Annotated in this window: 23 protein-coding genes; 12 read left to right on the top strand and 11 right to left on the bottom strand. The window is 68.4% G+C overall.

Annotation, left to right across the window (positions count from 1 at the left end):
- Window positions 1–6: 6 nt before the first annotated feature.
- Window positions 7–729 (bottom strand): DNA/RNA nuclease SfsA, encoded by a 723-nt coding sequence (sfsA, locus tag ACV7NL_RS13420; protein ID WP_463357125.1) that lies wholly within the window; start codon window positions 727–729, stop codon window positions 7–9.
- A gap of 182 nt (window positions 730–911) precedes the next feature.
- On the opposite strand from sfsA, the gene ACV7NL_RS13415 reads away from it, so the two are divergent.
- Entirely contained in the window at window positions 912–1784 is an 873-nt protein-coding gene (locus tag ACV7NL_RS13415; protein WP_463355936.1) for a DUF937 domain-containing protein, read from the top strand.
- A 16-nt stretch (window positions 1785–1800) separates the two neighbouring features.
- Here ACV7NL_RS13415 and ACV7NL_RS13410 read toward each other — a convergent pair whose 3' ends face one another.
- On the bottom strand, window positions 1801–2025 hold the full coding sequence (locus ACV7NL_RS13410) for a Flp family type IVb pilin (protein WP_463355935.1): 225 nt from the start codon (window positions 2023–2025) through the stop codon (window positions 1801–1803).
- Window positions 2026–2255: 230 nt separating this feature from the next.
- Entirely contained in the window at window positions 2256–2501 is a 246-nt protein-coding gene (locus ACV7NL_RS13405) for a DUF3072 domain-containing protein (protein ID WP_247636047.1), read from the bottom strand.
- 320 nt (window positions 2502–2821) lie between these two features.
- On the opposite strand from ACV7NL_RS13405, the gene ACV7NL_RS13400 reads away from it, so the two are divergent.
- From ACV7NL_RS13400 to ACV7NL_RS13385, 4 genes are all read left to right on the top strand, one after another.
- Window positions 2822–3331 (top strand): MarR family winged helix-turn-helix transcriptional regulator, encoded by a 510-nt coding sequence (locus ACV7NL_RS13400; RefSeq protein ID WP_056182898.1) that lies wholly within the window; start codon window positions 2822–2824, stop codon window positions 3329–3331.
- Entirely contained in the window at window positions 3331–4053 is a 723-nt protein-coding gene (locus ACV7NL_RS13395) for a response regulator (RefSeq protein WP_056182895.1), read from the top strand. The genes ACV7NL_RS13400 and ACV7NL_RS13395 overlap by 1 nt, the downstream gene beginning before the upstream one ends.
- 5 nt (window positions 4054–4058) lie before the next feature.
- Window positions 4059–5465 (top strand): ATP-binding protein, encoded by a 1407-nt coding sequence (locus ACV7NL_RS13390; RefSeq protein ID WP_463355934.1) that lies wholly within the window; start codon window positions 4059–4061, stop codon window positions 5463–5465.
- 149 nt (window positions 5466–5614) lie between these two features.
- Window positions 5615–5809 carry a hypothetical protein gene (locus tag ACV7NL_RS13385; RefSeq protein ID WP_056182889.1) on the top strand — a complete coding sequence of 65 codons (195 nt, stop codon included), beginning with the start codon at window positions 5615–5617 and terminating at the stop codon, window positions 5807–5809.
- Window positions 5810–5919: 110 nt separating this feature from the next.
- Here ACV7NL_RS13385 and ACV7NL_RS13380 read toward each other — a convergent pair whose 3' ends face one another.
- Both ACV7NL_RS13380 and ACV7NL_RS13375 read right to left on the bottom strand, forming a co-directional pair.
- Window positions 5920–9060: an efflux RND transporter permease subunit gene (locus tag ACV7NL_RS13380; protein WP_463355933.1), complete on the bottom strand. Its 3141-nt coding sequence runs from the start codon at window positions 9058–9060 to the stop codon at window positions 5920–5922.
- A gap of 12 nt (window positions 9061–9072) precedes the next feature.
- A complete protein-coding gene (locus ACV7NL_RS13375) occupies window positions 9073–10308 on the bottom strand; it encodes an efflux RND transporter periplasmic adaptor subunit (RefSeq protein ID WP_463355932.1) in 1236 nt (411 codons plus the stop codon).
- 184 nt (window positions 10309–10492) lie between these two features.
- Here ACV7NL_RS13375 and ACV7NL_RS13370 point away from each other — a divergent pair, with 184 nt between their 5' ends.
- Complete coding sequence (locus ACV7NL_RS13370) at window positions 10493–10666, top strand: hypothetical protein (RefSeq protein WP_463355931.1); 174 nt, start codon at window positions 10493–10495, stop codon at window positions 10664–10666.
- 128 nt (window positions 10667–10794) lie between these two features.
- Here ACV7NL_RS13370 and gmd read toward each other — a convergent pair whose 3' ends face one another.
- From gmd to ACV7NL_RS13355, 3 genes are all read right to left on the bottom strand, one after another.
- A complete protein-coding gene (gene gmd / locus ACV7NL_RS13365) occupies window positions 10795–11871 on the bottom strand; it encodes a GDP-mannose 4,6-dehydratase (RefSeq protein ID WP_247636045.1) in 1077 nt (358 codons plus the stop codon).
- A gap of 93 nt (window positions 11872–11964) precedes the next feature.
- Complete coding sequence (fcl, locus tag ACV7NL_RS13360; protein ID WP_463355930.1) at window positions 11965–12930, bottom strand: GDP-L-fucose synthase; 966 nt, start codon at window positions 12928–12930, stop codon at window positions 11965–11967.
- 237 nt (window positions 12931–13167) lie between these two features.
- Window positions 13168–13926, bottom strand: a complete 759-nt coding sequence (locus ACV7NL_RS13355; protein ID WP_463355929.1) for a Crp/Fnr family transcriptional regulator — start codon at window positions 13924–13926, stop codon at window positions 13168–13170.
- 482 nt (window positions 13927–14408) lie between these two features.
- On the opposite strand from ACV7NL_RS13355, the gene ACV7NL_RS13350 reads away from it, so the two are divergent.
- Window positions 14409–15119, top strand: a complete 711-nt coding sequence (locus ACV7NL_RS13350) for a Crp/Fnr family transcriptional regulator (RefSeq protein WP_082503671.1) — start codon at window positions 14409–14411, stop codon at window positions 15117–15119.
- Window positions 15120–15554: 435 nt separating this feature from the next.
- Window positions 15555–16265, top strand: coding sequence for a sigma-70 family RNA polymerase sigma factor (locus ACV7NL_RS13345; protein WP_244476804.1), 711 nt, complete (start codon window positions 15555–15557; stop codon window positions 16263–16265).
- A 99-nt stretch (window positions 16266–16364) separates the two neighbouring features.
- On the opposite strand, the gene mgtE is transcribed toward ACV7NL_RS13345, so the two are convergent.
- The gene (gene mgtE / locus ACV7NL_RS13340; RefSeq protein ID WP_056480409.1) at window positions 16365–17735 is read right to left on the bottom strand and encodes a magnesium transporter; all 1371 of its coding nucleotides are present in this window, start codon (window positions 17733–17735) and stop codon (window positions 16365–16367) included.
- Window positions 17736–18276: 541 nt separating this feature from the next.
- Between mgtE and pqqA (ACV7NL_RS13335) the strand changes: the two genes are divergently transcribed.
- Window positions 18277–18366 (top strand): pyrroloquinoline quinone precursor peptide PqqA, encoded by a 90-nt coding sequence (pqqA, locus tag ACV7NL_RS13335; protein WP_056182869.1) that lies wholly within the window; start codon window positions 18277–18279, stop codon window positions 18364–18366.
- Window positions 18367–18444: 78 nt separating this feature from the next.
- Entirely contained in the window at window positions 18445–18534 is a 90-nt protein-coding gene (gene pqqA, locus ACV7NL_RS13330) for a pyrroloquinoline quinone precursor peptide PqqA (RefSeq protein WP_056182869.1), read from the top strand.
- Here pqqA (ACV7NL_RS13330) and ACV7NL_RS13325 read toward each other — a convergent pair.
- Entirely contained in the window at window positions 18527–19546 is a 1020-nt protein-coding gene (locus ACV7NL_RS13325; protein ID WP_247636043.1) for a LysR family transcriptional regulator, read from the bottom strand. The genes pqqA (ACV7NL_RS13330) and ACV7NL_RS13325 overlap by 8 nt on opposite strands.
- 116 nt (window positions 19547–19662) lie before the next feature.
- Between ACV7NL_RS13325 and ACV7NL_RS13320 the strand changes: the two genes are divergently transcribed.
- Window positions 19663–20832 (top strand): MFS transporter, encoded by a 1170-nt coding sequence (locus tag ACV7NL_RS13320; RefSeq protein ID WP_463355928.1) that lies wholly within the window; start codon window positions 19663–19665, stop codon window positions 20830–20832.
- 22 nt (window positions 20833–20854) lie between these two features.
- On the opposite strand, the gene dinB is transcribed toward ACV7NL_RS13320, so the two are convergent.
- The gene (gene dinB / locus ACV7NL_RS13315) at window positions 20855–21943 is read right to left on the bottom strand and encodes a DNA polymerase IV (protein ID WP_463355927.1); all 1089 of its coding nucleotides are present in this window, start codon (window positions 21941–21943) and stop codon (window positions 20855–20857) included.
- Between the two features lie 209 nt (window positions 21944–22152).
- Between dinB and ACV7NL_RS13310 the strand changes: the two genes are divergently transcribed.
- Window positions 22153–23307 (top strand): dimethylmenaquinone methyltransferase, encoded by a 1155-nt coding sequence (locus ACV7NL_RS13310; RefSeq protein ID WP_463355926.1) that lies wholly within the window; start codon window positions 22153–22155, stop codon window positions 23305–23307.
- Window positions 23308–23333: the final 26 nt, after the last annotated feature.

Genomic DNA, 23333 nt, shown 5'->3' with positions numbered 1-23333 from the left:
GCCGCGCTACAGAATCGGGATGGCATCGGCCACGGTGATGCCGGCGGGGTCGATCCGGCAGCGATGGGCATGGACGGCGACACCCGCCGCACGGGCGGCCTGGAAGGCGCGGTCGAAGGCCGGATCGAGGTCGCGGGCGGTGTCGAAACGCTCGGCCCACATCTGCACCACGATGATGACCATGGCCCGGCCTCCGGCCTCCACCACGGCGGCCAGCTCGGCCATGTGTCGGGCGCTCCGGGCCGCGACGCAATCCGGAAACTCCGCCAGGCCCGGCACCCGCATGAGGTGGCAGTTCTTCACCTCCACGTGGCAGGGCGGAACAGGAGCGCCGGTGGGGCTCTCCCCGGTGGCCAGGAAGTCGACCCGGCTCGCGCGACCGTAGCGGACTTCCGGGCGCAGCGCCGTGTAGCCGGCGAGCGGCGGCAGGGTCCCGTCGGCGAACGCCTCCGCCACCAGGGCGTTCGGCCGCATCGTGTTGATGCCGACCCATTGCGGCCCGCCCGGCAGGTCCGCCTTCACCAGCTCCCACGAGAAGGCGAGCTTGCGTGTCGGGCTGTGGGCCTCGGAGAGCAGGACCCGCGCGCCCGGCGCCATGAGGCCCAGCATCGCTCCCGGATTGGCGCAATGGGCCGTGACGATGCGCCCGTCCGCCAGCGCCATGTCGGCCAGAAAACGCTTGTAGCGACGCACGAGGCGCGCCTCGATCAGGGGCGCGGCGAAGCGCATCGGCGGATCCGGGGTCACAAACAGGTTGATGTCCGCCCCCGTCGCCCCGGAATCGGGCGGCGATGAGGCGTCCGGGCTGGTCAGTGCTGGCCGGATGCGACAGACTCCATCGGAGAGTCCCGCTCCATGGGACATTCCCGGATCGTCGCCCGGGATCGTCTGTGTTCGTCCGCGAGGCCGCCATGTTCAACCTGTTCGACATTCTCCAGGCGCAGGCGGGCGCCCAGACTCAGGGCTCGGCGATTCCAGGGTTCGGGTTTCCGGGGGGCGGCCTGCAGAGCTTCGGGCCCCAATTCGGACTGTCGCAGGAACAGGGTCTGCGCGCCATGCAGGCCCTTCTGCCGGCCCTGACCATGGGGTTGCAGCGCAATGCGGCCCAGGACCCGATGGGCTTCGCCCAGATGTTCAACCTCGTCGGCCCTGCCGCGCCGCCGCCGCCGTCGCAGATGGACATGCTGGTCAAGCAGCTCTTCGGGTCGTCCCATCTCAGCCAGGCGGTGCTTCAGCAGGCGGCGACCGTGAGCGGGGTGGCAATGCCGGCCCTGAAGCAGATGCTGCCCGTCATGGCCGGCATGGTGGTGGCGGGCATCGTCCACGTGATGATCAATCAGGCGCCGCAGCCCGCGCCGGCGCCCCGTGCGATGCCCGATCCGTTCGGATTTTCGCCCAATGCCTGGTCCGACATGATGCAGGCCTTTCTGACGGGCGGTGGTCCGGGCGCGAGCGCTGCGCCCGCACCTCGGACGCCACTTCGTCCGGCTCCGGCACGCATCCCGACAGCTGTGACCTCAACGACGACTTCGGGGAAAACTTCCGCGAAGGCCCCGGCCGACGCAGAGGGCAAGGCTGGTGCAGATTCAGGCTTCGATCTGATGCAGCAGATGTTTCAGACCGGCCTGGAGGTGCAGCAGGAAAACGCGCGGGCGATGCAACGCCTGTTCGACACGTTCTGGCAGGCGCCGAAGAAAGCCGCCGATAATTCGCCGCCCCGTGATAACGCCGTCTCCGGAGATTCCTCCAGACCCACGCCAAAAGGGGGTACCGGCCGGCGCTGAGGGGCGGTCGGCGGGATCAGGACGATGAGCTTACGAGCTTGCTGCCGATATAGGTATACATCGCAGCCGTCTGGCCGGTCATGTAATGAATTGCTGTCACAATCGCCAGGAAGACCAGGCCCATAATCAGGCCGTACTCAATCGCCGTCGAACCGGTCGTGTTCTTGAGGAATCGTCCGACGAGGGCGGAATTGGCAGTCCATGACCGCAGGCTGGCTCGTCTGGATACCAGTTCGGTCATGGTCGCATCGTGTCTTTCGTCTGGCCGAGCCGGCTGATGGATAAAGGGTCTTTCTTGCGGAGGCCTTAAGCTGATGGGCGAGGCCGAAGGTAGATCCCGAAAAATCCTTTCGGAAAGATTTTGCCGGTGGCGAAGTCTTCGGCTGGCACCGGGTCTTCGGCTGGCACCGGGTCGTCGGGGGAACGCCCGCGACGGCCCGGTCCGTCCTGGGGGTCGCGGGTCGGCGCCCGTCAGGCCTTGCCGGATTCCTTCCGCAACTCATCGATCCGCTGCGAAGCTTCGGCCTTGTCGAGGTCCGGGTCGAACGAGTCCGGCGACTTCGCCTCTTCCGACAGGGTCTTGAGATAGGAGGCCTGCGCGCCGGTCATCGGCTCGCCGCCGGTGGTCCACTGGCTCGGATCCTTGATCTGATTGGAGGTGTCCTTCGGGTCGGTCTTCGGGTTGGTGTCCGACTCGGCATGCTGGGTCTTGGCCATGGTGTGTTCCTCGAGTTCACGAAATGTTCTTGTGAACGCGGCGATCGCAGACGGGTTCCAGCGGTCTCGCGCTGCGGATCGCCGTGTCCCAGGCAAGTGTCCCAGGCAAGTGTCCCAGGTCTCGGTGCAGGGTTCCACACGCTGATGCGGTGCTGTCCGGCCGAGGCTGGTTCGGCCAACGCGGGACGCCGGCCGGAATCGCTTGACGGATCCAGCCGATGCCGTTCCCGACCAGGAGACTTGACGGGTCATCGGGGGGCTGGAACATGTCAACATCACTGACATAAATCGAGGTCGCCCCCGACGTGAGTGCCCCCGTGATGCGAGACGCCGATCCCGATGCGCCGCTGCCGACCCCCGGCTCCGGTGACGATCTGATCGAGCTCCTGTTCTTTGCCTACCGGGATTTTGTCGGTGATCCCGACCGCATCCTGGCCCAGTATGGCTTCGGGCGGGCGCACCATCGCGTGCTGCATTTCGTCGATCGCTATCCGGGTCTTACGATCGCCGAACTTCTGGATATCCTGCGCATCACCAAGCAGAGCCTCAATCGGGTGCTGAAGGATTTGATCGAGCAGGGCTACATCGCGCAGAAGACCGGCACGAACGATCGCCGCCAACGCCTTCTGTTCTGCACCGCCGCCGGTGCCGACCTCGCGGGCGATCTCATCCGGCTGCAGAGCCGCCGGGTGGCACGGGCGCTGACGGATTCCGAGCATGGCGGCGAGCGGCCGCTCTCGGCCGAAAGCTTCCTGTTCGGCATGATCGAACCCGACGCGCGCGCGGCCGTCCGGCGCCTCATGGCGCGCCGCACCCGGAGCGCCGCCTGATGGCCGCGCCCAGCCCGCGCCTGGGCAGCGAACTGCCCGACCATGCGCCGCACATCCTGGTGGTCGACGACGACCGCCGCGTGCGCGAGCTGCTGTCCCGTTTCCTCTACGAACAGGGATTTCGGGTGACGTCCGCCGGCAACGTCCCGGAGGCCCGGATCAAGGCACAGTGCTTCGTCTTCGACGCCCTGGTGCTCGACGTGATGATGCCGGGTGAGAGCGGCTTCGACTATGCCCGCGAAGTGCGCCAGACCTCGCGCGTCCCCATCCTGATGCTGACCGCCCGCTCGAACCCCAACGACCGGGTGATGGGTCTCGAGATCGGTGCCGACGACTATCTGCCCAAGCCTTTCGAGCCGCGCGAACTGATCCTGCGCCTGTCCAACATCATCAAGCGGCGCAGCGACGATGGCGGCCGGGCCCGGGGGCACGACACCGTGACCTTCGGCCCGTTCTCCTATCGCATCGACCGGGGCGAGCTGCGCCGCGAGGACGAGACCATCCGCATCACCGAGCGGGAGCGGGAAATCCTGACCATCCTGGCGCAGGCCGGTGGGGCCAACGTGGAGCGTGAGGCGCTGGCCGGGAGCGGGGGCCTCGCCGCCGAACGCAGCATCGATGTGCAGATCAACCGTCTGCGCCGGAAGACCGAGGTCGATCCGACCAATCCCTTGTTCCTGCAGACGGTGCGGGGCGTCGGTTACCGCCTCGCAATCGACTGATCCGCATGGCCGCCTCCGGCCTCCTGCAGCGCACCGCGACCCGTCTCGCCGCCCTGCCCCGCCCGGCCCGCCTGTGGCGGCTGCTCAGCCGCGCCATCGGCGACGTGCTGCCCAAGGGGCTCTATGCCCGCTCCCTGATCATCATCATCGCGCCCGTGGTGCTGCTCCAATCGGTGATCGCCTACACCTTCATGGAGCGGCACTGGCAGCTCGTGACGCGGCGTCTCTCCGCCGCCGTCACGGCCGACGTCGCCGCGCTGATCGACATCTACGAGAGCTATCCGCAGGACAAGGATTCCGAGACCCTGACCCGGATCGCCAACGACCGGCTCAACCTCGACGTCGACATCCTGAAAGGGGCCAAGCTCCCGCCGGCGGGGCCGCGCCCGTTCTTCTCGATCCTCGACGAAGCCCTCTCCGACGAGATCCGGCGCCAGATCCGCCGGCCCTACTGGATCGATACGGTGGGCCGCTCCAGCCTCATCGAGATCCGGGTGGCGATCCCCGACGGGGTGATGCGCGTCACCGCCCGGCGCAGCATGGCCTATGCCTCGAATTCGCACATCTTCCTGCTGTGGATGAGCGGATCGTCGCTGGTGCTGCTCGGCGTCGCCATCCTGTTTCTGCGCAACCAGATCAAGCCGATCCTGCGTCTCGCCGCCGTGGCCGAGAGCTTCGGCAAGGGGCGTGAGATCGAGTTCCGGCCGCGCGGCGCCCGCGAGGTCCGTCAGGCGGGCCATGCCTTCATCGAGATGAAGCGACGCATCGAGCGGGCGATGGAGCAGCGCACGACCATGCTCAACGGGGTCAGCCACGACCTGCGCACCATCATCACGCGCTTCAAGCTTTCCCTCGCGCTGGTCGAGCAGACCACGGAGGTCGAGGACCTGCAGCGCGACGTCGACGAGATGAGCCGGATGCTGGAGGCCTATCTCGCCTTCGCGCGCGGCGATTCGGGCGAGGCGGCGGTGCCGACCGACATGCGCGCCCTGCTGGAGGACCTGCGCACCGATGTGGAGCGCCTCGGCGCCCATGTGGACGCGGTGGAGATGGACGATCACCCGGACGTGACGTCCTTCCACGTGACGCTTCGGCCGGACGCGATGCGGCGCTGCCTGTTCAACCTCGCCGCCAACGCAGCCCGCTACGGCGACACCGTGCTGATCACGGGCCGGCGCGAGGCCCGCGCCTTCCTGGTCTCCATCGACGATGACGGACCGGGCATTCCCGTCGATCAGCGGGAGGAGGTGTTCAAGCCCTTCGTGCGCCTCGACGACGCGCGCCAGGATGCCGGCGGGTCCGGGCTCGGCCTCTCCATCGCCCGCGACATCGCCCGCGCCCATGGCGGAGACGTCGCCCTGCACGACAGTCCGCTCGGCGGTCTGCGGGCGACCGTGCGAATTCCCGCCTGACCGGGCTTCTTCGTTCGTGCCGTAGCGTCTCGGTCCCGCAGGAGCTTGGCCAGACGATCTTGGCGCGCACCGCCCCGCGATGCTATGGGGAAGGCAGTGAACGCCACACGGTCCGGTGAACCGGGTCCGACAGAGGTTGAGAGACCCGCATGAACAACCCGCTGACCCCCCTCCTGATTCTCCTGCTCCTGCCGATCACCGCCATCGGCGCCGTGCTGTATACGGATGCGGGCATCGAGCCGGCCCTGTTCTACGCCACTGTGAAGACCTTCGTGGTGCTGTTCATCGTCGCCGGCGGCCTCTGCTTCGCCGCAAGCCGCCTCGCGGCCCGCACCGAGGGCTGAAGCTTTCGGGTTCGCGGCAGCGAACCTGTTCGCGACACTGACGAAAACGCCCGGGCCGAGAGGTCCGGGCGTTTTCGTTCACGGGCCATCCCGGCGTCGCTGGCCTCACCCTACTCCGCCGCGATGCGGGGCTGGAACGGCTTCGGGTCGTTGGCCGAGGGCGTCGCCGGCAGCGCGAAGGCGCCTTCCGTCGGCTCGTCCACCGCGCCGATGAAGCGGCCGAAGACACGCACGAACAGGCGCGACAGGTCGTCCACCAGGATGAAGATCGCCGGCACGAAGATCAGCGACAGGCCGGTGGAGACGATGAGGCCGCCGATCACCGCGATCGCCATCGGCGCCCGGAACTCGCCGCCGATGCCGAGGGCCATGGCGGAGGGCACCATGCCGGCCGCCATCGCGATGGTGGTCATCACGATCGGCCGGGCGCGCTTGCGGCCCGCATCGACGATCGCGGTGACGCGGTCGACCCCGCGCGCCATCTCCTCGACGGCGAAGTCCACCAGCATGATGGCGTTCTTGGTCACCACGCCCATCAGCATGAGGATGCCGATCACCACCGGCATCGAGATCGGCTTGTTGAAGATCAGCAGGCCCAGGATGGCGCCGCCGATGGAGAGCGGCAGCGAGAACAGGATGGTCAGCGGCTGCAGGAAGTTACCGAACAGCAGCACGAGCACGCCGAACACCATCATCAGGCCGGCGCCCATAGCGAGGGCAAAGCCTTCGAACACCTCGCCCATCACTTCGGCGTCGCCGGTCTGCCGGATGGTCACGCCGGGCGGAAGGTCCTTCGCGGTGGGAAGGTCGAGGATCGCGGCGATGAGCGAGCCCAGGGCATCGGACCCCTCCATGTCGGCTTCCAGCGCCACCCGGATGGCGCGGTCGTAGCGGTCGATCGCGGTGGGGCCGCGCCCGAGGCTGAGATCCGCCACCGTGGAGAGCGGCACCGCCCCCCCGCCCTTCACCGGGACCTTGAGGGTTTCGAGCTGCGAGAGGTCGCCGCGCAGGCGTTCGGGCAGTTGCACGCGGATCGGCACCTGCCGGTCGATGGTGTTGAACTTGGCGAGATTCGCACCGATGTCGCCGATGGTGCCCACCCGCACGGTCTCGGCGATGAGATCGGTGGAGACGCCGAGTTCGGCCGCGACGCCGGCCTTCGGGCGGATGCGGATCTCGGTGCGGTCGAGGGGCGCCGTCGAGAGCACGTTGACGAGGTGGGGAACCCGTGCCGCCTCGCGCTGAAGCTTGGCCGCCGTATCGGCCACCACGGTCTTGTCCGGACCGGAAACAATCAGGGTGACGTCGCGCTGGCCGCCCTCGCGCAGGGCCCAGAACCGGATGTCGGGCTCCTCGTGCAGGATCGCCCGCACGGCGGTATCGACCTGCTTCTGAGTGCGGTGGCGGGTGTTCTTCGGGGTGAGGTTGATGGTGAAGGTGGCGAGCCGCACCTCCTTCTTCCCCGGCAATTGGCGGCCGCCGTCGATGAAGACGCTGCGCACCTCCGGCAGGGCGCGGATGCGTTCCACCAGGCTGTCGGTGACCCGCGTGGTGTCGGCGAGGCGCGCGCCGGGCGGCAACTCGACCACGAAGATGGTGCGGGCCGCGTCCTCCGCCGGCAGGAAGCCCGCCGGCAGCAGCCCGGTCGACAGGATCGACCCGGCAAAGCAGGCCAAACCGAGCACCAGCGTGATGAACTTGTGGCGCACCGACCAGGCGACCACGCGGGTGTAGCCGCGCATGACGGGCCCGTCCCGCGTAAGGTCGGGGCCGTGGTCGCGCAGGAAATACGCGGCGAGCAGAGGCGTGATCAGGCGCGCCACCAGGAGCGACATGAACACCGCCGCCGCGATGGTCAGGCCGAACTGCTTGAAATACTGTCCGGCGATGCCGCTCATGAACGAGACGGGCGCGAAGATCGCCATGATCGTCGCCGTGATGGCGATGACGGCGAGCCCGATCTCGTCGGCGGCTTCCAGGGCGGCGCGGTAGGGCGACTTGCCCATGCGCATGTGCCGGACGATGTTCTCGATCTCCACGATGGCATCGTCGACGAGGATGCCGGTCACCAGCGTGATGGCGAGCAGGCTGACGGCGTTCAGGGAGAAACCGAGGGTACTCATCACCCAGAAGGTCGGCAGCACCGAGAGCGGGAGCGCGATCGAGGCGATCAGGGTCGCGCGCCAGTCGCGCAGGAACAGGAACACCACGATCACCGCCAGGGCGGCGCCCTCAACGAGGCTCAGCATCGCCGAGTGGTAATTGCCCACCGTGTTGATGACGGAGGTGTCGATCAGGTCGAAGCGCACGCCCGGGTAGCGGCTCCCGAGTTCCGCGATGCGCTTGGCCACGCCGACCGCGACCTCGGCGTCGCTGGCGCCGGTGGAGCGCGAGATCGCGAAGGCGACGACCGGCTCGCCGTTGAAGCGGGCGAAGGTGCGGGGCTCCTCCGAGCCGTCGACCAGGGTGGCGAGTTCGTCGAGGCGCACCTTGCGGCCGCCGGGCACGATGATCGAGGTCTCCGCCAGGGTGTCGAGGCTGGCGGCACCCGCCAGGGTCCGGATCGACTGCTCCTGGCCACCGAGTTCGCCACGCCCGCCGGCCATGTCGGCGGCGGTGAGGCGCAGTTGCCGATTGACGTCGGCCGCCGTGATGCCGAGGGCCAGCAGCCGGTCGGGCTTCAGGGTCACGCGGACCTCGCGGGCGACGCCGCCGAGGCGCTCGACGCCGCCGACGCCCTTCACGCTCTGGACTTGCCGGGCGATGACGTCGTCGATGAGCCAGGACAGGTCCTCCGGGGTCATCGCGGGCGCCGAGGCGCCGTAGATCATGATGGGAAGGCCCGCGATCTCGACGCGGTTGATGATCGGCTCCTCGATGGTGCGGGGCAGGTTCACCCGGACCTTCGAGAGGGCGTCCTTGACGTCGTTGACCGCCCGGTCGCTGTTCACCTCCAGGCGGAACTCGATGGTGGTGCTGGAGACGCCTTCCGAGATCGTCGAGATGACGTGCTTGACGCCCTTCACCCCCGCCACCGCGTCCTCGACCACCTTGGTGACCTGGGTCTGCAGCTCGGACGGGGCCGCCCCCGATTGCAGGACCTGGACCGACACGATCGGGATGTCGATGTTGGGGAAGCGCGTGATCGGCAGGGCGCGGAAGCTGACCAGCCCGAGGACGACCAGCACCAGGAAGAGGACGAGCGAGGGGATCGGTTTGCGGATCGCCCAGGCCGAGATGTTCAACCGCATGGGATGGTCCGATCAGCGGGGAGCGGCATCGGCCGCCTTCAGGGGCGGGACGACGGCCCGGACGCGATCCCCGTCGCGCAGGAAGCTGCTGGCGCGGGCCACCACCGCCTCGTCCGCCTGCACGCCGGAGCGGATCTCCATGAAGCCCTCGGCCGCGAGGCCCGGAACGATGCGGCGCGCTTCGACGTGGTCCTTCGCCACCACGAAGACGCTCGCGGCACCATCAGCGGCGTAGAGCACGGCGGAGAGCGGCACCGCGACGCCGGTTCGGCGGGCGACCTCGACCCTGCCGCGCGCGAAGGCGCCGATGCGCAGGGTGGGGTCGGGATCGAGGCTGATGCGGACGCGGCCGAGGCGGGTGGCGCGGTCGATCTCCGGATCGATGCGGCGGACGCGGCCCCGCAGGGTCCGGCCCTCGTCCCAATCGAGCTGGACCGGGTCGCCCACATGCAGGCGCGGCATCCAGACCTCGGGAATCTCTCCCTCAAGCTCGATCTCGCCGCGGGCGATCAGCCGGAACATCGGCTCACCGGCCGCCGTGGCGGTGGCACCGACCCGCGCGGTGCGCCGGCTGACGATCCCCGCCTCGGGGGCCCGGATCTCGGTGCGGGCGCGGCGCAGGGCGATCTCGGCGCCCTGCGCCCGCGCGGTTTCGAGATCGGCCTGGGCGAGCTGAAGGCCGCCGCGGGCGGCGGCGAGACGGCCCTCGTTGCCCTGTGCGGTCGAGATGCGCTGTTCCAAGGTCACCGCGGTGGCGTTGCCGGTGCGGACGAGGCTGCGGGTGCGCTCGAGCGCCAGGTTCGCCTCCACCTGCGCGGCCTCGGCCTGAACGATCTGGCTGCGGGCCTGGATGATCGCGGCCTGCGCCTTGGCCAGGGTGGCGACGTTGGCGGCTTCCTGGGTCACGATCATCTCGAGGGAGAGGCGGGCCAGGGGCTGGCCGTGCGTGACCTGCGCGCCCTCCTCCACCAGCAATTCGGTGATGCGGGTGCCCTCGATCTCCGGAGCCACCAGGATTTCGTCACGGGGCACCAGGGTTCCGGTGACCACCGCGCGCTCGATCACCGCGCGCTCCACGGCTGCGACCACCGTGACGGCCGGCGCCACCGCGGCGGGCTCCGGCACGGAGGCGGGCTCGGCGGCCCAGGCCCTGCCACCTGTCGCGAACGCGCCGGCCATGAGGGAAGCGGCGAGAGCGAAGGCGAAGCGGGATTCGGGACCGCACATCGGGGAGCGAAGGGGCTGCATGACTCGCTCGGCGACGACGGGAGGCCGATGTCTGGTGCAGGAGGCCGGCGTTTTCATGGCGTATCCCCGGGCACGGCCGATCGCGGCGCCGACGAGCGGTCGGGGAGCAAGAAACCCTGCAACTTTTCGCCAGGCATCACGTTGGGAGAAGGATAGACCTTTCCCCCGCGAGGGTTAACCAATCATGAGCATCTTTGAAGTCCGTCAGCAGACCAATGGCGCCGTTCTGTGGACCGGCAGTGCCCTCAACGCGAGTTCGGCCCTGGACGCGATGGCGCGCGAGGCCGGGTATTCCGACTACACGGCTCTGCCGGAGACGATCCGCTCGGCCTGCCCGGTGGCCCGCGCCATCGACTGATTCGCCGCCGGATGACCGTTCCAAGCCCGGTCGTCTCCAAGCCCGGTTGACCATCAGCGAAACGCCCTCCCGTCCGATCGGACAGGAGGGCGTTTCGCGTTGGACAAGCAGAATCGGGACGTCGTCCCTCAGTGGTTGGCCTGGGCGGCGGCGAGGTCGGCGCGCACCATCTCGTCGACGAGATCCGGGAAGGTGACGGTGTGGGTCCAGCCGAGCTTCTCGCGGGCTTTGGTGGGGTCGCCCAAAAGCTGGTCGACCTCCGTCGGCCGAAAATACACCGGATCGATCTTGACCAGCACCTGACCGGTCTTGGCGTCGAGGCCCTGCTCGTCGACGCCTTCCCCGCTCCAAACCAGCGTCCGGCCGACCACCGCGAAGGAGCGCTCGACGAATTCGCGCACCGAGTGCATCTCGCCGGTGGCCAGCACGTAATCGTCCGGCACCTCCTGCTGGAGGATGCGCCACATGCCCTCGACGTAGTCGCGGGCATGGCCCCAGTCGCGCATGGCATCGAGGTTGCCGAGATACAGCGTCGGCTGACGGCCGACCTCGATCGCCGCGACCGCGCGGGTGATCTTGCGGGTGACGAAGGTCTCGCCCCGGGTCGGGCTCTCGTGATTGAACAGGATGCCGTTCGAGGCGTGCATGCCGTAGGCCTCGCGGTAGTTCACCGCGATCCAGTAGGCGTAGAGCTTGGCCACCGCGTAGGGGCTGCGCGGATAGAACGGGGTCGTCTCGCGCTGGGGCACCTCCTGGACCTTGCCGTAGAGCTCGGACGTCGAGGCCTGGTAGAAGCGCGTCTTCTCGCTCAGGCCCAGGATGCGGATCGCCTCCAGCAGGCGAAGGGTGCCGATGGCATCGGAATTGGCGGTGTATTCCGGGGTCTCGAAGCTGACCTGGACGTGGCTCTGGGCACCGAGGTTGTAGACCTCGTCCGGCAGGGTTTCCTGCATGATGCGGATCAGGTTGGTGGCGTCGGTCAGCTCGCCGTAATGCATGTGGAAGTCGGTCCGCGCGAAGCGGGGATCGTCGTAGAGATGGTCCACGCGTCCGGTGTTGAAGGACGACGAGCGGCGCTTGATGCCGTGGACGATGTAGCCCTTCGCGAGCAGCAGGGCGGCGAGATAGCCGCCATCCTGTCCTGTGACGCCCGTGATCAAAGCTGTTTTCTGCGTCGTGGACACGCTTTTCTGCGTCGTGGACATGCGTCGCTCCTTAGGGCGTCGGGAGGGGAATGAGGCGCGCGGGCGGCCGGGACGGGCGGGGCTCGCCGGGGGGCGCTCCCGGGGCCGGCCGGGTCAGGCCTCGGGGTGATGGTGGCGGAACCACGCATAGGCCTCCGCGATCCCGTCGCGCAGGCCGATCCGCGGCCGCCAGCCGAGGGCCTCGAGGCGGGAGGTGTCGAGGCGCTTGCGCGGGGTGCCGTCAGGCTTGGTGGTGTCGAAGTCCAGGTGCCCCTGCCAGTCGAGGACGTCCGCGATGGTCTCGGCCAGCGCCCGGATGGTGACTTCCTGGCCCGAGCCGACATTGACCGGACCGTCGCCCGAATACGACCGCATCAGGAAGATGCAGGCATCGGCCAGATCGTCGACGTGGAGGAACTCGCGGAACGGGGTTCCGGTGCCCCAGAGCGTGATGCGGTCGCGGGCGTCACGCCGGGCCTCGTGCACCTTGCGCAGGAGGGCGGGCAGGACGTGGCTGCCCTGGGGATCGTAATTGTCGCCCGGCCCGTACAGGTTGGTCGGCATGGCCGAGATGAAGTCGGCCCCGTGCTGGCGGCGATAGGCCTGGCACAGCTTCAATCCGGCGATCTTGGCGATGGCGTACCATTCGTTGGTCGGCTCGAGCGGCCCGGTGAGGAGCGCGTCCTCGGTCATCGGCTGGGCCGCCATCTTCGGATAGATGCAGGAGGAGCCGAGGAAGAGCAGCTTCTCGACGCCGACCGCATGGGCGCTCTGGATCAGGTTGGCCTCGATCATGAGGTTGTCGTAGAGGAAGTCGGCCGGATAGGTGTCGTTGGCCACGATCCCGCCGACCTTGGCGGCGGCCAGGATCAGGGCCTGCGGCCGCTCCGCCGCCATCCAGGCCTCGACCTCGGCCTGGCGCCGCAGATCGACACGGTCCCGCCCAAGGGTCAGGATGGTGCAGTTCTCCGAGGCGAGCCGGCGCACCAGCGCCGCACCCACCATGCCCCGATGCCCCGCGACCAGGACGCGCTTGCCGGTGAGATCGTAGGACCCGGACCGTTCGGTGGATGACATCATCGGATGGCCGGATCCTTGAGCCCGGTATCCGGCCGGGCCTTCGCCCGCGCCTCCCGGCTTCCTGCAGATCGGACCGCGATAGCAGAGACGGGGCGCTTCGGAAATCGGGCCCCTGGACGGTGGTTCAGGTCGGCCCACGGCACGCGGGCGCAAGGCCCGCCGGAGGAAGGCCCGCAGGAGGAAGGCACGGCTGCAACCGGCTGTTGCGGGCGGCCCCGCCCGGCCGCACGAGGCCCTTCAGGGCAGCCCGACCGTTTCGAGCGACAGGTACCGTGGATTGAAGCCGCTGAGGGTGACCAGTCGTGGCACGTTCCGGATCGTCAGGAGACGGGACCGCAGCTCGATGAGGCCCTGGCGCTTTAGGTCCTGGAGCGTGCGATTGACGTGAACGGTGGAGAGTCCGGTCGTCTCGGCCAGATCAAGCTGCGACACCGGCAGATCGTAGCTGTCGCCGCGCGTCAGCCCGATCGCCCGCAAGCGCAGGAGCAGTTCCAGGAACAGGTGGGCGATGCGCTCGATCGCGGAGCGGGACCCGACATTGACCAGCCACTCGCGCGCGGTCGCGTCGTCGACCAGCGTCGCCCGACGCATCGCCCGGATCATCGACGGCTGATTCACGATGAGGTCCTGGAGGGTATCGAGTTCGATCCGGGCCACGCGGCAGCTGGAGAGGGTGCTGATCGCATGATCCCGGCGCGTCAGCAGGCCGACATCGACGTCGCAGAAATCACCCGGCACCAGATAGGCGAGGATCTGACGCGCACCGCTGCTTCGGACCTTGTAGCGGCAGGCCATGCCCTCGAGGAAGACGAAGAGGCAGTTCGGAATTTCGCCTTCGTGGGCGAGATCCGTCCGCGGGGCGACCAGGCTGGCCTCGGCGGCGAGACGGGTCAGCAGGTCCCGTTCGGGCTCCGCAAGAGGTCCGAAGCGCTCGAGTTTATGGATGAGGGGTCGAACCGCGCGGCTTTCCACTTCGGAGCCGGCGTCGAGGACCAATCCCGTCCTGCGTGATGCCGGCCTCATCGACCCGCACGCAACGCATGCGAGGAAGCAAGGTGATGGATGCTCACGCTCCACTTCGCATGACCTGTCACTATTGCTTGATCCTCGGCCCGTTCATCCTGCCCATGGGCCGACTAGCGCGTCCTATCGCCGAGAGCCGGGCAAGGAGAGGCGACGCTCAGCGCATCGTTCCCTTGCATCGGCAGGCGCAAGCGTCTTCCAGCATCGACCAAGCCAGGGATTTCCCACGAATTTACCCCAGCTTCCTGGCTTATAAATCCGAATTTGCTGGGTTGAACACCGGTCTTCGGCTTCGGTGTGGTGCCCGACACTTGGCGAATGTCGACTACCCGACAGACGTCTTTGCGGGCTTGCCTTTGTCTCGCATCGTACAGATAGTCGGGGATCGCTTGTATATATTCCTGTGTATGGGTTCACGAGAGACTATTTGTGCTCTTGCCCCAAGGGACAAGGCCGTGTCGCTGCTAGAGCAATCTGCCGTTCGTAACCGTTTGCTCAAACGTCTCGCGCCAAGCGATTTCGCGTTGCTTCAGCCGCATCTGCGTTCGCTTCCGACGGAGTTGCGCCAGGGTTTGATCCAGCCGCATCAGCCGATCCGGGACCTCTTCTTCCCGGAGGCGGGCTATGCTTCGATCACCACGTCGGGGAACAGCAAGGTCGAGGTCGGCATCATCGGGCCCGAGGGTGTGGTGGGAGCTGCACCGGTGCTGCTCGGCAGCGACCGCACGCCCTACGATCATTTCGTGCAGAATGCCGGTGAGATGATCGCCATCGGGGCCGCGGAGCTGACCTCGGCCACGGAGCGCAGCATGACCCTGCGCAAGCTGCTGCTGCGCTTTGTCCAGACGCTGCTGGTTCAGACGGCGCAGACGGCCTTCGCCAATGCCAGCTACAACATCGAGGTCCGGCTCGCCCGCTGGCTCCTGATGTGCCACGACCGGGTCATCGGCGACGAACTCACCGTAACCCATGACTTCCTGTCATTCATGCTCGGCGTCCAGCGCACGACGGTGACGCTGGCGCTGCAGATGCTCGAGGGCAACCGCCTGATCAAGGCCCGCCGCGGCCGCATCGAGGTGCTCGACCGGGCCGGCCTGCTGGCGGTCGCGGGCGACAGCTACGGCGTGCCCGAGGCCGAATACATCCGGCTGATCGACGAAGCCTGATCTCGACGGGCCAGCCGGCAGGGCCGGCACCCACCAATCACCACCACCACGCTGTCGTGCTCCCGGACGCCGATGGGCTCGGCGCTTTCGGCAATGAACACGTGCCGCGTGCGCCGGTTGACCGACTACGCATCATGCGTTCCTCCCCAGACTTGGCCCGCCCGGCTTCGGCCGCGGCGGGCTTTTTGCGGCTTTGTTCCATGAGGAAACTAAATAATCTTCGCTGTATCCAATGACTTTGGCACGGAATGGTACGGAAACGTGCCGTAGATCTACGAAAGTCTTCCCATTAACCTGTGTTGATGCGAGTGTGTTCCTGGTTTTGCACACTGTCGGCGACTGAAGGGAAGCGGCCAGTTGCTGGCCTTTATCGTTCCCAGTTGCCCGAGAAGAGACTGGATGACAGCGCAATCCGCATCCGATGTACCGACTCGCTTGACCTCGAATGAGGCGCCGCAGATCGCGCCGTCGATCCGACGATCCCTCGGCCAGCATCTGCGCGAGACCTACGCCTCCCTGGAGGACGAGCAGCCCGACCGGTTCGACGTCCTCCTCGCCCGCCTCGAGGCGGTGCTGGCGGCCCGGGGCGAGTCGCTCACAGCGGAGGTGCGTCAGGGTCTGCAGGATCACGCGGCGGGGCTGCGCAAATACGCGCTTTCCCTGACCCGCGACGCCGCGCGCGCCGACGATCTGGTGCAGGACACGATGCTGCGGGCCTGGATGTACCGCGAGAGCTTCACGCCCGGCACCAACGTCTGCGGCTGGCTCACCATCATCATGCGCAACACGTTCTATTCAGGCCAGCGCAAGCGGGTCCACGAGGTCGAGGATGGCGACGGCAGTTACGCCGCCCAGCTGGTCACTCTGCCGGCGCAGGGTGGAATCCTCGACCTGGAGGATGTCAACGCCGCCATCGGGCGCCTGTCGAGCACCCTGCGGCAGGCGCTGACCCTGGTGGCCATCGATAATATGACCTACGACGAGGCCGCCGCCGTGATGGGCTGCAAGATCGGCACGGTGAAGAGCCGGGTCTGGCGTGCCCGCGAAAGCCTCGCGGCCCTGGTGGGCTATTCCGCCAACGAGATCGGTCCCGACCGCCTGGCCAATTCGGTGCTGAGCGACGTCAGCCTGCGGCCCCGGGTCTGAGGCCCGCGTCCGAACCCTGCGGCCGAACCCCACCTGTCGCGACGGACGCAGTCGGATGCCGGCCTTCCGAAAGGGATCGGCCGGCCCACCCGGTCGACCCTACAGCAGCGTTCCGCGCAGGATCAGCATCGCCACCGAGAAGTAGATGACGAGCCCGGTCACATCGACCAGCGTGGCCACGAAGGGCGCCGAGGCGGTGGCGGGATCAAAACCGAGTCGCTGAAGCAGGAACGGCAGCATTGAGCCGGTGAGCGAGCCGAAGGTGACGATGCCGACGAGCGCCGCTCCGACCGTGGCGGCCACCAGCATCCAGTGCTCGCCGTAATCGTACAATCCGATCTTCTGCCACATCACGATACGGATGATGCCGATCGCCCCGAGGATCATGCCGAGCACGAGGCCGGTGGGCAGTTCGCGCAGGGCCACCCGCCACCAGTCGCGCAGGCGCACCTCGTGCAGCGCCAGGGCACGGATGAGCAGCGACGTCGCCTGGCTGCCGGAATTGCCGCCCGAACTCATGATCAGGGGGATGAACAGGGTCAGCACGATGGCCTTTTCGAGCTCGCCCTCGAAGCCCTGCATTGCCGTGGCGGTCATCATCTCGCCGAGGAACAGGGCGCAGAGCCACCCGGCCCGCTTCCGGATCATCGTGCCGAAGCCGATATCCATGTAGGGCTCGGGCAGTGCCTCCATGCCTCCGAAGCGCTGCACGTCCTGGGTCTGCTTCTCCACCATGGCGTCGATCATGTCGTCGACCGTGACGATGCCGATGACGTGGCCGACCGCGTCGATCACCGGCAGGGCCAGGAGGTCGTATTTCGAGATCAGGCGGGCGGCCTCCTCGCGGCTGGCCGTCGGCGACACCGCCAGCGGGCGCCGGTTCGGCGCCACCGAGAGCACGTTGTCGCCCGGATCGCCCGAGATCAGCCGGCGCAGGGGTACGGCCTTGGTCAGGGCGCGGGTGCGCGGATCGAGGACGAAGATCGCGTAGATGGTCTCGCGCGTCTTCTCCACGTGCCGGACGTGGTCGAGAGTCTGCTGCACGGTCCAGTTGCCCGGCACGGCGACGAATTCGGTCGTCATCAGCGAGCCGACCGTCTCCTCGCCATAGGCGCTCAGATGGTCGACGGCGCCGCGGGTCTCCGCGTCCAGCCGGGCGCGCAGGTCCGAGCGTCCGGGCTCCTCGATCTCCCGGAATAGGTCGGTGATCCGGTCCGCCGACATGCCCGACAGGTAGGAGGCGACGCGGTCGCGCGGCAGCATCTCGATGATGTCGGCCGCGCAATCGAGTTCCGGCTGGTCGAGCACCTCGATCGCGCGCTCCAGCGGCAGGCCCAGCAGGATGGCGGCGGCGACCTCGGGAGCTTCCTCGTTCAGGGCCTCGACGATGTCGGGCGCACGCTCGTCGGAGAGGCGGGCGGCGAGGACCGCCGGGTCGATGCCGGCCGGGAAGGGGGCGATCTCGTTCATGGGCTCACCTCGCAGGGGCGCGCGATCCGGCCGTGAACGGCCGTCCGCATCGGGCACCCGCGCCCGGTCAGCGGGGCGTCAGGCGCGAGGGGCGGAGGCGGCCGGGCACGGCGCGGGCGATCGGTCGGGACTGTCGCTGGGCATTGGATTCGTCGAGAGGGAGCCGAGGGGCGCACCGCACGTTGTGAAACACCAGGGAATCACGCGCGGAACCGCTCGGCGGCGCGTGAGTGCGCCTCCCCTCCCCGGGGCGTCAAGCCGAATCCGACCGGGCCGGGATCTTTCCCCCGGCGGAGCGGGTTGGGTCCCTCCCCATCGCCACCGCGCGATCTCCGAGGCGGATCGCACGCGAGACACGCGCGGGTTCCAATCCAGCACCATATCGCCGGTTCGAGCCTCGGACGGCGTAGAGTTTCCGCTGAAACCCAGGGTTGGACCCGCGATATCCGCCAACCCTATGAGAAATATAAGTGTAGCGTCCACTTGTATTGTGCCCAACCCAACGGCATATCAAGGGCGTCGAGCACGAAGGAGTTATCCCATGAAGTGGTCCGCCCCCATCGTTTCCGAGATCTGCGTCGGCATGGAAGTCACCAGCTACGAGTCCGCCGAGATCGATCCCTTCAACTAAGGCCCGGCCTGAGTTCGAAGACGCGTCGAACCCGCCGGGTTCGGCTCTTTCCAACCATAACCAACCAGGAGTGACGTCATGAAGTGGTCCGCCCCCATCGTTTCCGAGATCTGCGTCGGCATGGAAGTCACCAGCTACGAGTCCGCCGAGATCGATCCCTTCAACTAAGGGAGATCGCATGCCCCGTTCGCGGGGCCTGCCGATCCGAGGGGGTGCTATCCGAAAGGGTAGCGCCCCTTTCGTTTGCGCCGTCCTCCTGCGGGGTTCCCTCCGCCCCGGTCGGCGCCCGCAGCATCTCCGCCAGGAAGTCGATGAGGACCCGGATGCGGGCCGGCATCGCGGCGCCGCCGACGAAGACCGCGTGAATGGCCTCTCGGTCCTGCGGATTGTAGGGCTCCAGCAACGGCACCAGGCGACCGCTCGCAAGGTCGTCGACGATATGGAAATGGCCGACGCGGGTGATCCCGATCCCGTCGAGGGTGAGTTGCACCAGCGTCTCGCCGTTATTCGCGGTCATGTTGCCGCCGACCGCCAACAGGTAATCGCGCCCCGCCTCGCGGAACGGCCAGCCGGGCTCGGCGCGGCGGAAATTGAAATCCAGGCAATTGTGCCGTGCGAGATCGGCCGGAACGACCGGCACCCCGGCACGCGCCAGATAGGCGGGCGAGGCCACGATCGTGCGGCCCGTCTCGCCCAGCCGTCGCGCCGTGAGCGGGCTGTCGGGCAGGGTTCCGAAGCGGATCGCCACGTCGGCCCGTCCGCCGAGGATGTCGGCGATCTGGTCGCTGAGATCGATGTCGACGGAGATCCCGGGATAGCGCCTCACGAACTCCGCCAGTAGCGGCACGATCACCAGCCGGCCATGGGCCGAGGCGGTGCTGATCCGAACCCGGCCGCGGGGCGAGGCCTGATCGGCGATGGCGCTCTCGCTCTCCTGGATGTCGGCGAGGATGCGCCGCGCCGCCCGGGCATAGCTCTCGCCCTCGGCGGTGAGGCGCAGGGTACGGGTGGTCCGCACGATCAGCCGGACGCCGAGGCGGGTTTCGAGGCGCGCCACGATGCGGCTGACGGCCGAGGCGGTCAGTCCCAGCGTGCGGGCGGCGGCGGACAGGCTGCCGTCTCGCGCCACCGCGAGGAACGTCGCCATCTCCCCCGTGCGATCGATTTTGTCGCGCTGCATTCGTGCTCCTGACGCACAGATGTCGATCCGGAAACGGGACTACCGCCCTGTCCCGGATGGTATCATGTGCATGTCCGGAACAACTGCTCAAAAACCCCGTGCCGGGACGTCATGCCATGACCCTCCATCCATCCCTGCTGGCCCTGGCCATCGGTGCCTTCGGCATCGGCGTCACCGAGTTCACCCCGATGGGTATGCTGCCGCTGATCGCGAGCGATCTCGGGGTCTCGATCCCGACGGCGGGGCTGCTGGTCAGCGCCTATGCGCTCGGCGTCCTGATCGGGGCACCGCTGATGACCCTGGGCTTCGCCCGGATGCCGCGACGCGCCCTTCTGGTCGGCCTCATGGGGATCTTCACCCTGGGCAACCTGCTCTCGGCGCTCGCCGACAGCTACACGATGCTGCTCGGCGCCCGGATCGTCACCTCGTTCAATCATGGAGCCTTCTTCGGCATCGGCTCGGTGGTGGCGGCCGGCCTCGTGCCGCCTGAGCGTCGCGCGGCCGCCGTCGCGGCGATGTTCTCAGGCCTGACCATCGCGACCATCGGGGGCGTGCCGCTCGCCGCCTGGGTCGGCGAGGCACTGGGCTGGCGCGCGGCCTTCTGGGGCATCGCCGGCATCGGCGTGATCGCGATGGTGTCGCTGCGGTTGGCCCTGCCGCCGCTGCCCGTCGCGGACGCGCCCGACATGGGTTCGGAACTGCGCGTCGTCGCCCGCGGCCCGGTCCTCGCCGCCCTGGCCCTCACGGTGCTGGGGTCGAGCGCGATGTTCACGGTCTTCACCTACATCGTCCCGATCCTGCGCATGGAGGCGGGGGCGGGTGCCGCCTTCGTCAGCGCCATGCTGGTGATCTACGGCGTCGGACTGACGGTCGGGAACTGGGCCGGCGGCCGTCTGGCCGACCGCTCGGTGGACGGCACCATCATGGCGTCGCTGCTGGCGCTGATTGTCCTGCTCCTGCTGTTCGCGCCCGGCATGACCTCGCGGCTGAGCGCGGCACCGCTGATCTTCCTGTGGGGCATCGCGAGCTTCGCCCTGGTGCCGCCCCTGCAGATGCGGGTGATGGCCGAGGCGGATCGCGCCCCCAACCTCGCCTCGGCGCTGAACATCGGCGCCTTCAATCTCGGCAACGCGATCGGTGCGGCCCTCGGCGGCGGCGTGATCGATCTCGGCTGGGGCTATCCGGCGGTCTCGGTCGCGGGAGCCGCGATGGCGGCGCTCGGCCTCGCGCTGATCGTCGTCCTGCGGCGCGGCCGGCGCATCGCCGTGGCGGCGGCCTGCCCGTGAAGCCGGCCTGCCGACGCACGCCTCAGAGGCCGAGCCCGAGCTGTCGCGGCTCCAGAGCCGGTCCGTGCTCCAGGGCCGAGAGCGAGACGCCGAGCAGGCGCACGCTGCGCCGGAGCGGGAACAGGTCGCGCAGGAGCACCCGCACGATCTCTTCCAACGAGGCGCGGTCGGCGACGAAGCCCGCCAGCGAGCGGGCGCGGGTGATCTGCTCGAAATCCGCGAACTTCACCTTCAGGGTCACGGTACGGGCGCGGACCTCCTTGGCGGCGGCCGCCCCCCAGACCTTGTCGAGCAGGGGGACGAGGCGGCCCGCGAGCACGTCGTAATCCGCCGAATCCTCCGAAAAGGTGTTCTCCGCCCCGATCGATTTGCGCACCCGGTTCACCCGCACGGGCCGTTCGTCGATCCCGCGCGAGACGCCGTAGTAATAGGGGGCAGCGGCGCCGAACCGCGTCGTCAGGGCGTCGAGGCTCAGGGCGCGGAGGTCGCGCCCGGTCAGGATGCCGAGCGCTTTCATGCGCGCCTCGGTGACGGGGCCGATCCCGTGGAAGCGCCCGATGGCCAGGTCCTCGACGAAGCCGGGCCCCATCGCGGGGGTGATGACGAAGAGGGCGTCGGGCTTGCGGAAGTCGGACGCCACCTTGGCCAGGAACTTGTTGTAGGAGACGCCCGCCGAGGCCACGAGCCCGGTCTGGGCGCGGATCGAGGCCCGGATCGCGCGAGCCACCGCGGTGGCGGTGGGCAGCCCCTGCCGGTTTCGCGTCACGTCGAGATAGGCCTCGTCGAGGGCGACCGGCTCGATCAGGTCGGTATGCTCGGCAAAGACCGCCCGGATCTGCTCCGAGATACCGTGGTAGACCTCGAAGCGCGGCTTGACGAAGACGAGGTCGGGACAGAGCCGGCGCGCCGTCACCGAGGGCATGGCCGAGCGTACCCCGAAGGCCCGCGCCTCGTAGCTCGCCGCCGCCACCACGCCGCGCTCGCGCGATCCCCCCACCGCCACCGGGCGTCCTCGCAGGGCGGGATCGTCACGCTGTTCCACGGAGGCGTAGAACGCGTCCATGTCGATGTGGATGATCTTGCGGATCGCGCCCGCCTCGCCCGGGTCCATCGCGGACGCCCCTCCCGATCGTTTCGCCCGTGTTCGTGGTCTGTTCGCAGAATCCCGGTCTCGGCGCGGGAATCAAGCCCGGTGGCGTTCCGATCCACGGCGTAACCGACGCAGCGCCTGCGGGGGCTCGCCGCCGGCCGAGGGCTGCCGCATAAGGGCGACCAGGACAGCCGAAGCGCCGGCTTCGCGATTCGCCCGAGGACAGGTTCTTGAACATCACCCAGATCACCCACCACGACCTCGACGGCTACGGTGCCTCGACCGTCGTGGGCCAGTTCGTCGACGTCGCCCGCATCGTCCACGTGCCGCGCTATTCCGATGTCGGCCCCGTGGTCGAGACCGAGCTGAAGCGCCTCGGCAAGGTGGCGGTGCCGGAGATGATCCTGATGACCGACCTCGGCCTCGAGGCGGTGGCCGTCACCTTCATCCGCAACTTCGCCGCCCTCAACCGTCGCCGCGAGCCGGAGGCCCGCCACAAGCTGATCGTGCTCGATCACCACGCCTCGTCGGTCGACCAGATGCGGGCGCAGGATCTCGCGCCGCAGGCCGATGCCGAGGTGCCGGGTCTGCTGCGCTTCGATCTCGAAGACCCCGACGTCGTCGTGCTGATCGACGAGACCCGCTGCGCCACCCGCATGGCCTACGAGCACCGGGCGCTCTACGCGGCCCGCGAGACCGGCGAGGACCCGATCCTCGGCGCGCTGGTGACGGCGGTCGATGCCGTCGATCTCTGGCGCAAGGACCGTCCCGAGTTCCGCATCGGCCTCAGCCTCGACGAGGTGTTCTGGGACAACGTCTCGAACCTGGTGCCGATCGGCCATCCCTGGCACGACCGCTTCGTTGGCGACCTCCTCCTCGGGGTGGCGCGCCTCCTCGGCGACGGCGCCACCCCGGCCGTCATCGAGGGGCAGGTGCCCGCCCTGCGCAAGGCCATCCTCGACGCCTATCTGGCCGATGCGCCCGACGACGACCGCAGCCTCACCACCCGCATGCGAATCGCCCGGGTGCTGGCCCGTTCGGACCTGTTCCACCCCCTGTCGGACGGCACGCTGATGTCCTTCGGGCTCGATTCCGGCACCTTCCAGCGCGTCTCCGACCTCATCATGGAGAGCGGCCGGGCCAAGCGCGTCCTCAACGTGCAGCGGGCGGGCACCATGTCGTTCCGCTCGAACAACGAGACCGCCCTCGACGGCGCCCGGCGCTTCCGCGGCGGCGGCCACAAGGATGCGGCCGGCGGCAAGCTGACCAGCGGCTCGGCCTTCTCCCTGGCGGACGCCATCGCGCAGGTCGAACCGGTGCTCAATCCGCCGGCTGCCGATCCCGCGCTCAGCCCCTTCGGGGCCTTGAAGAACTGGAAGGGCTAGGCCGGCGGGACACGCGCCTCGGGCGA

Source organism: Methylobacterium sp. Ger2507 (assembly GCF_055231875.1).
This window is presented reverse-complemented; position numbering and strand designations above follow the sequence as displayed.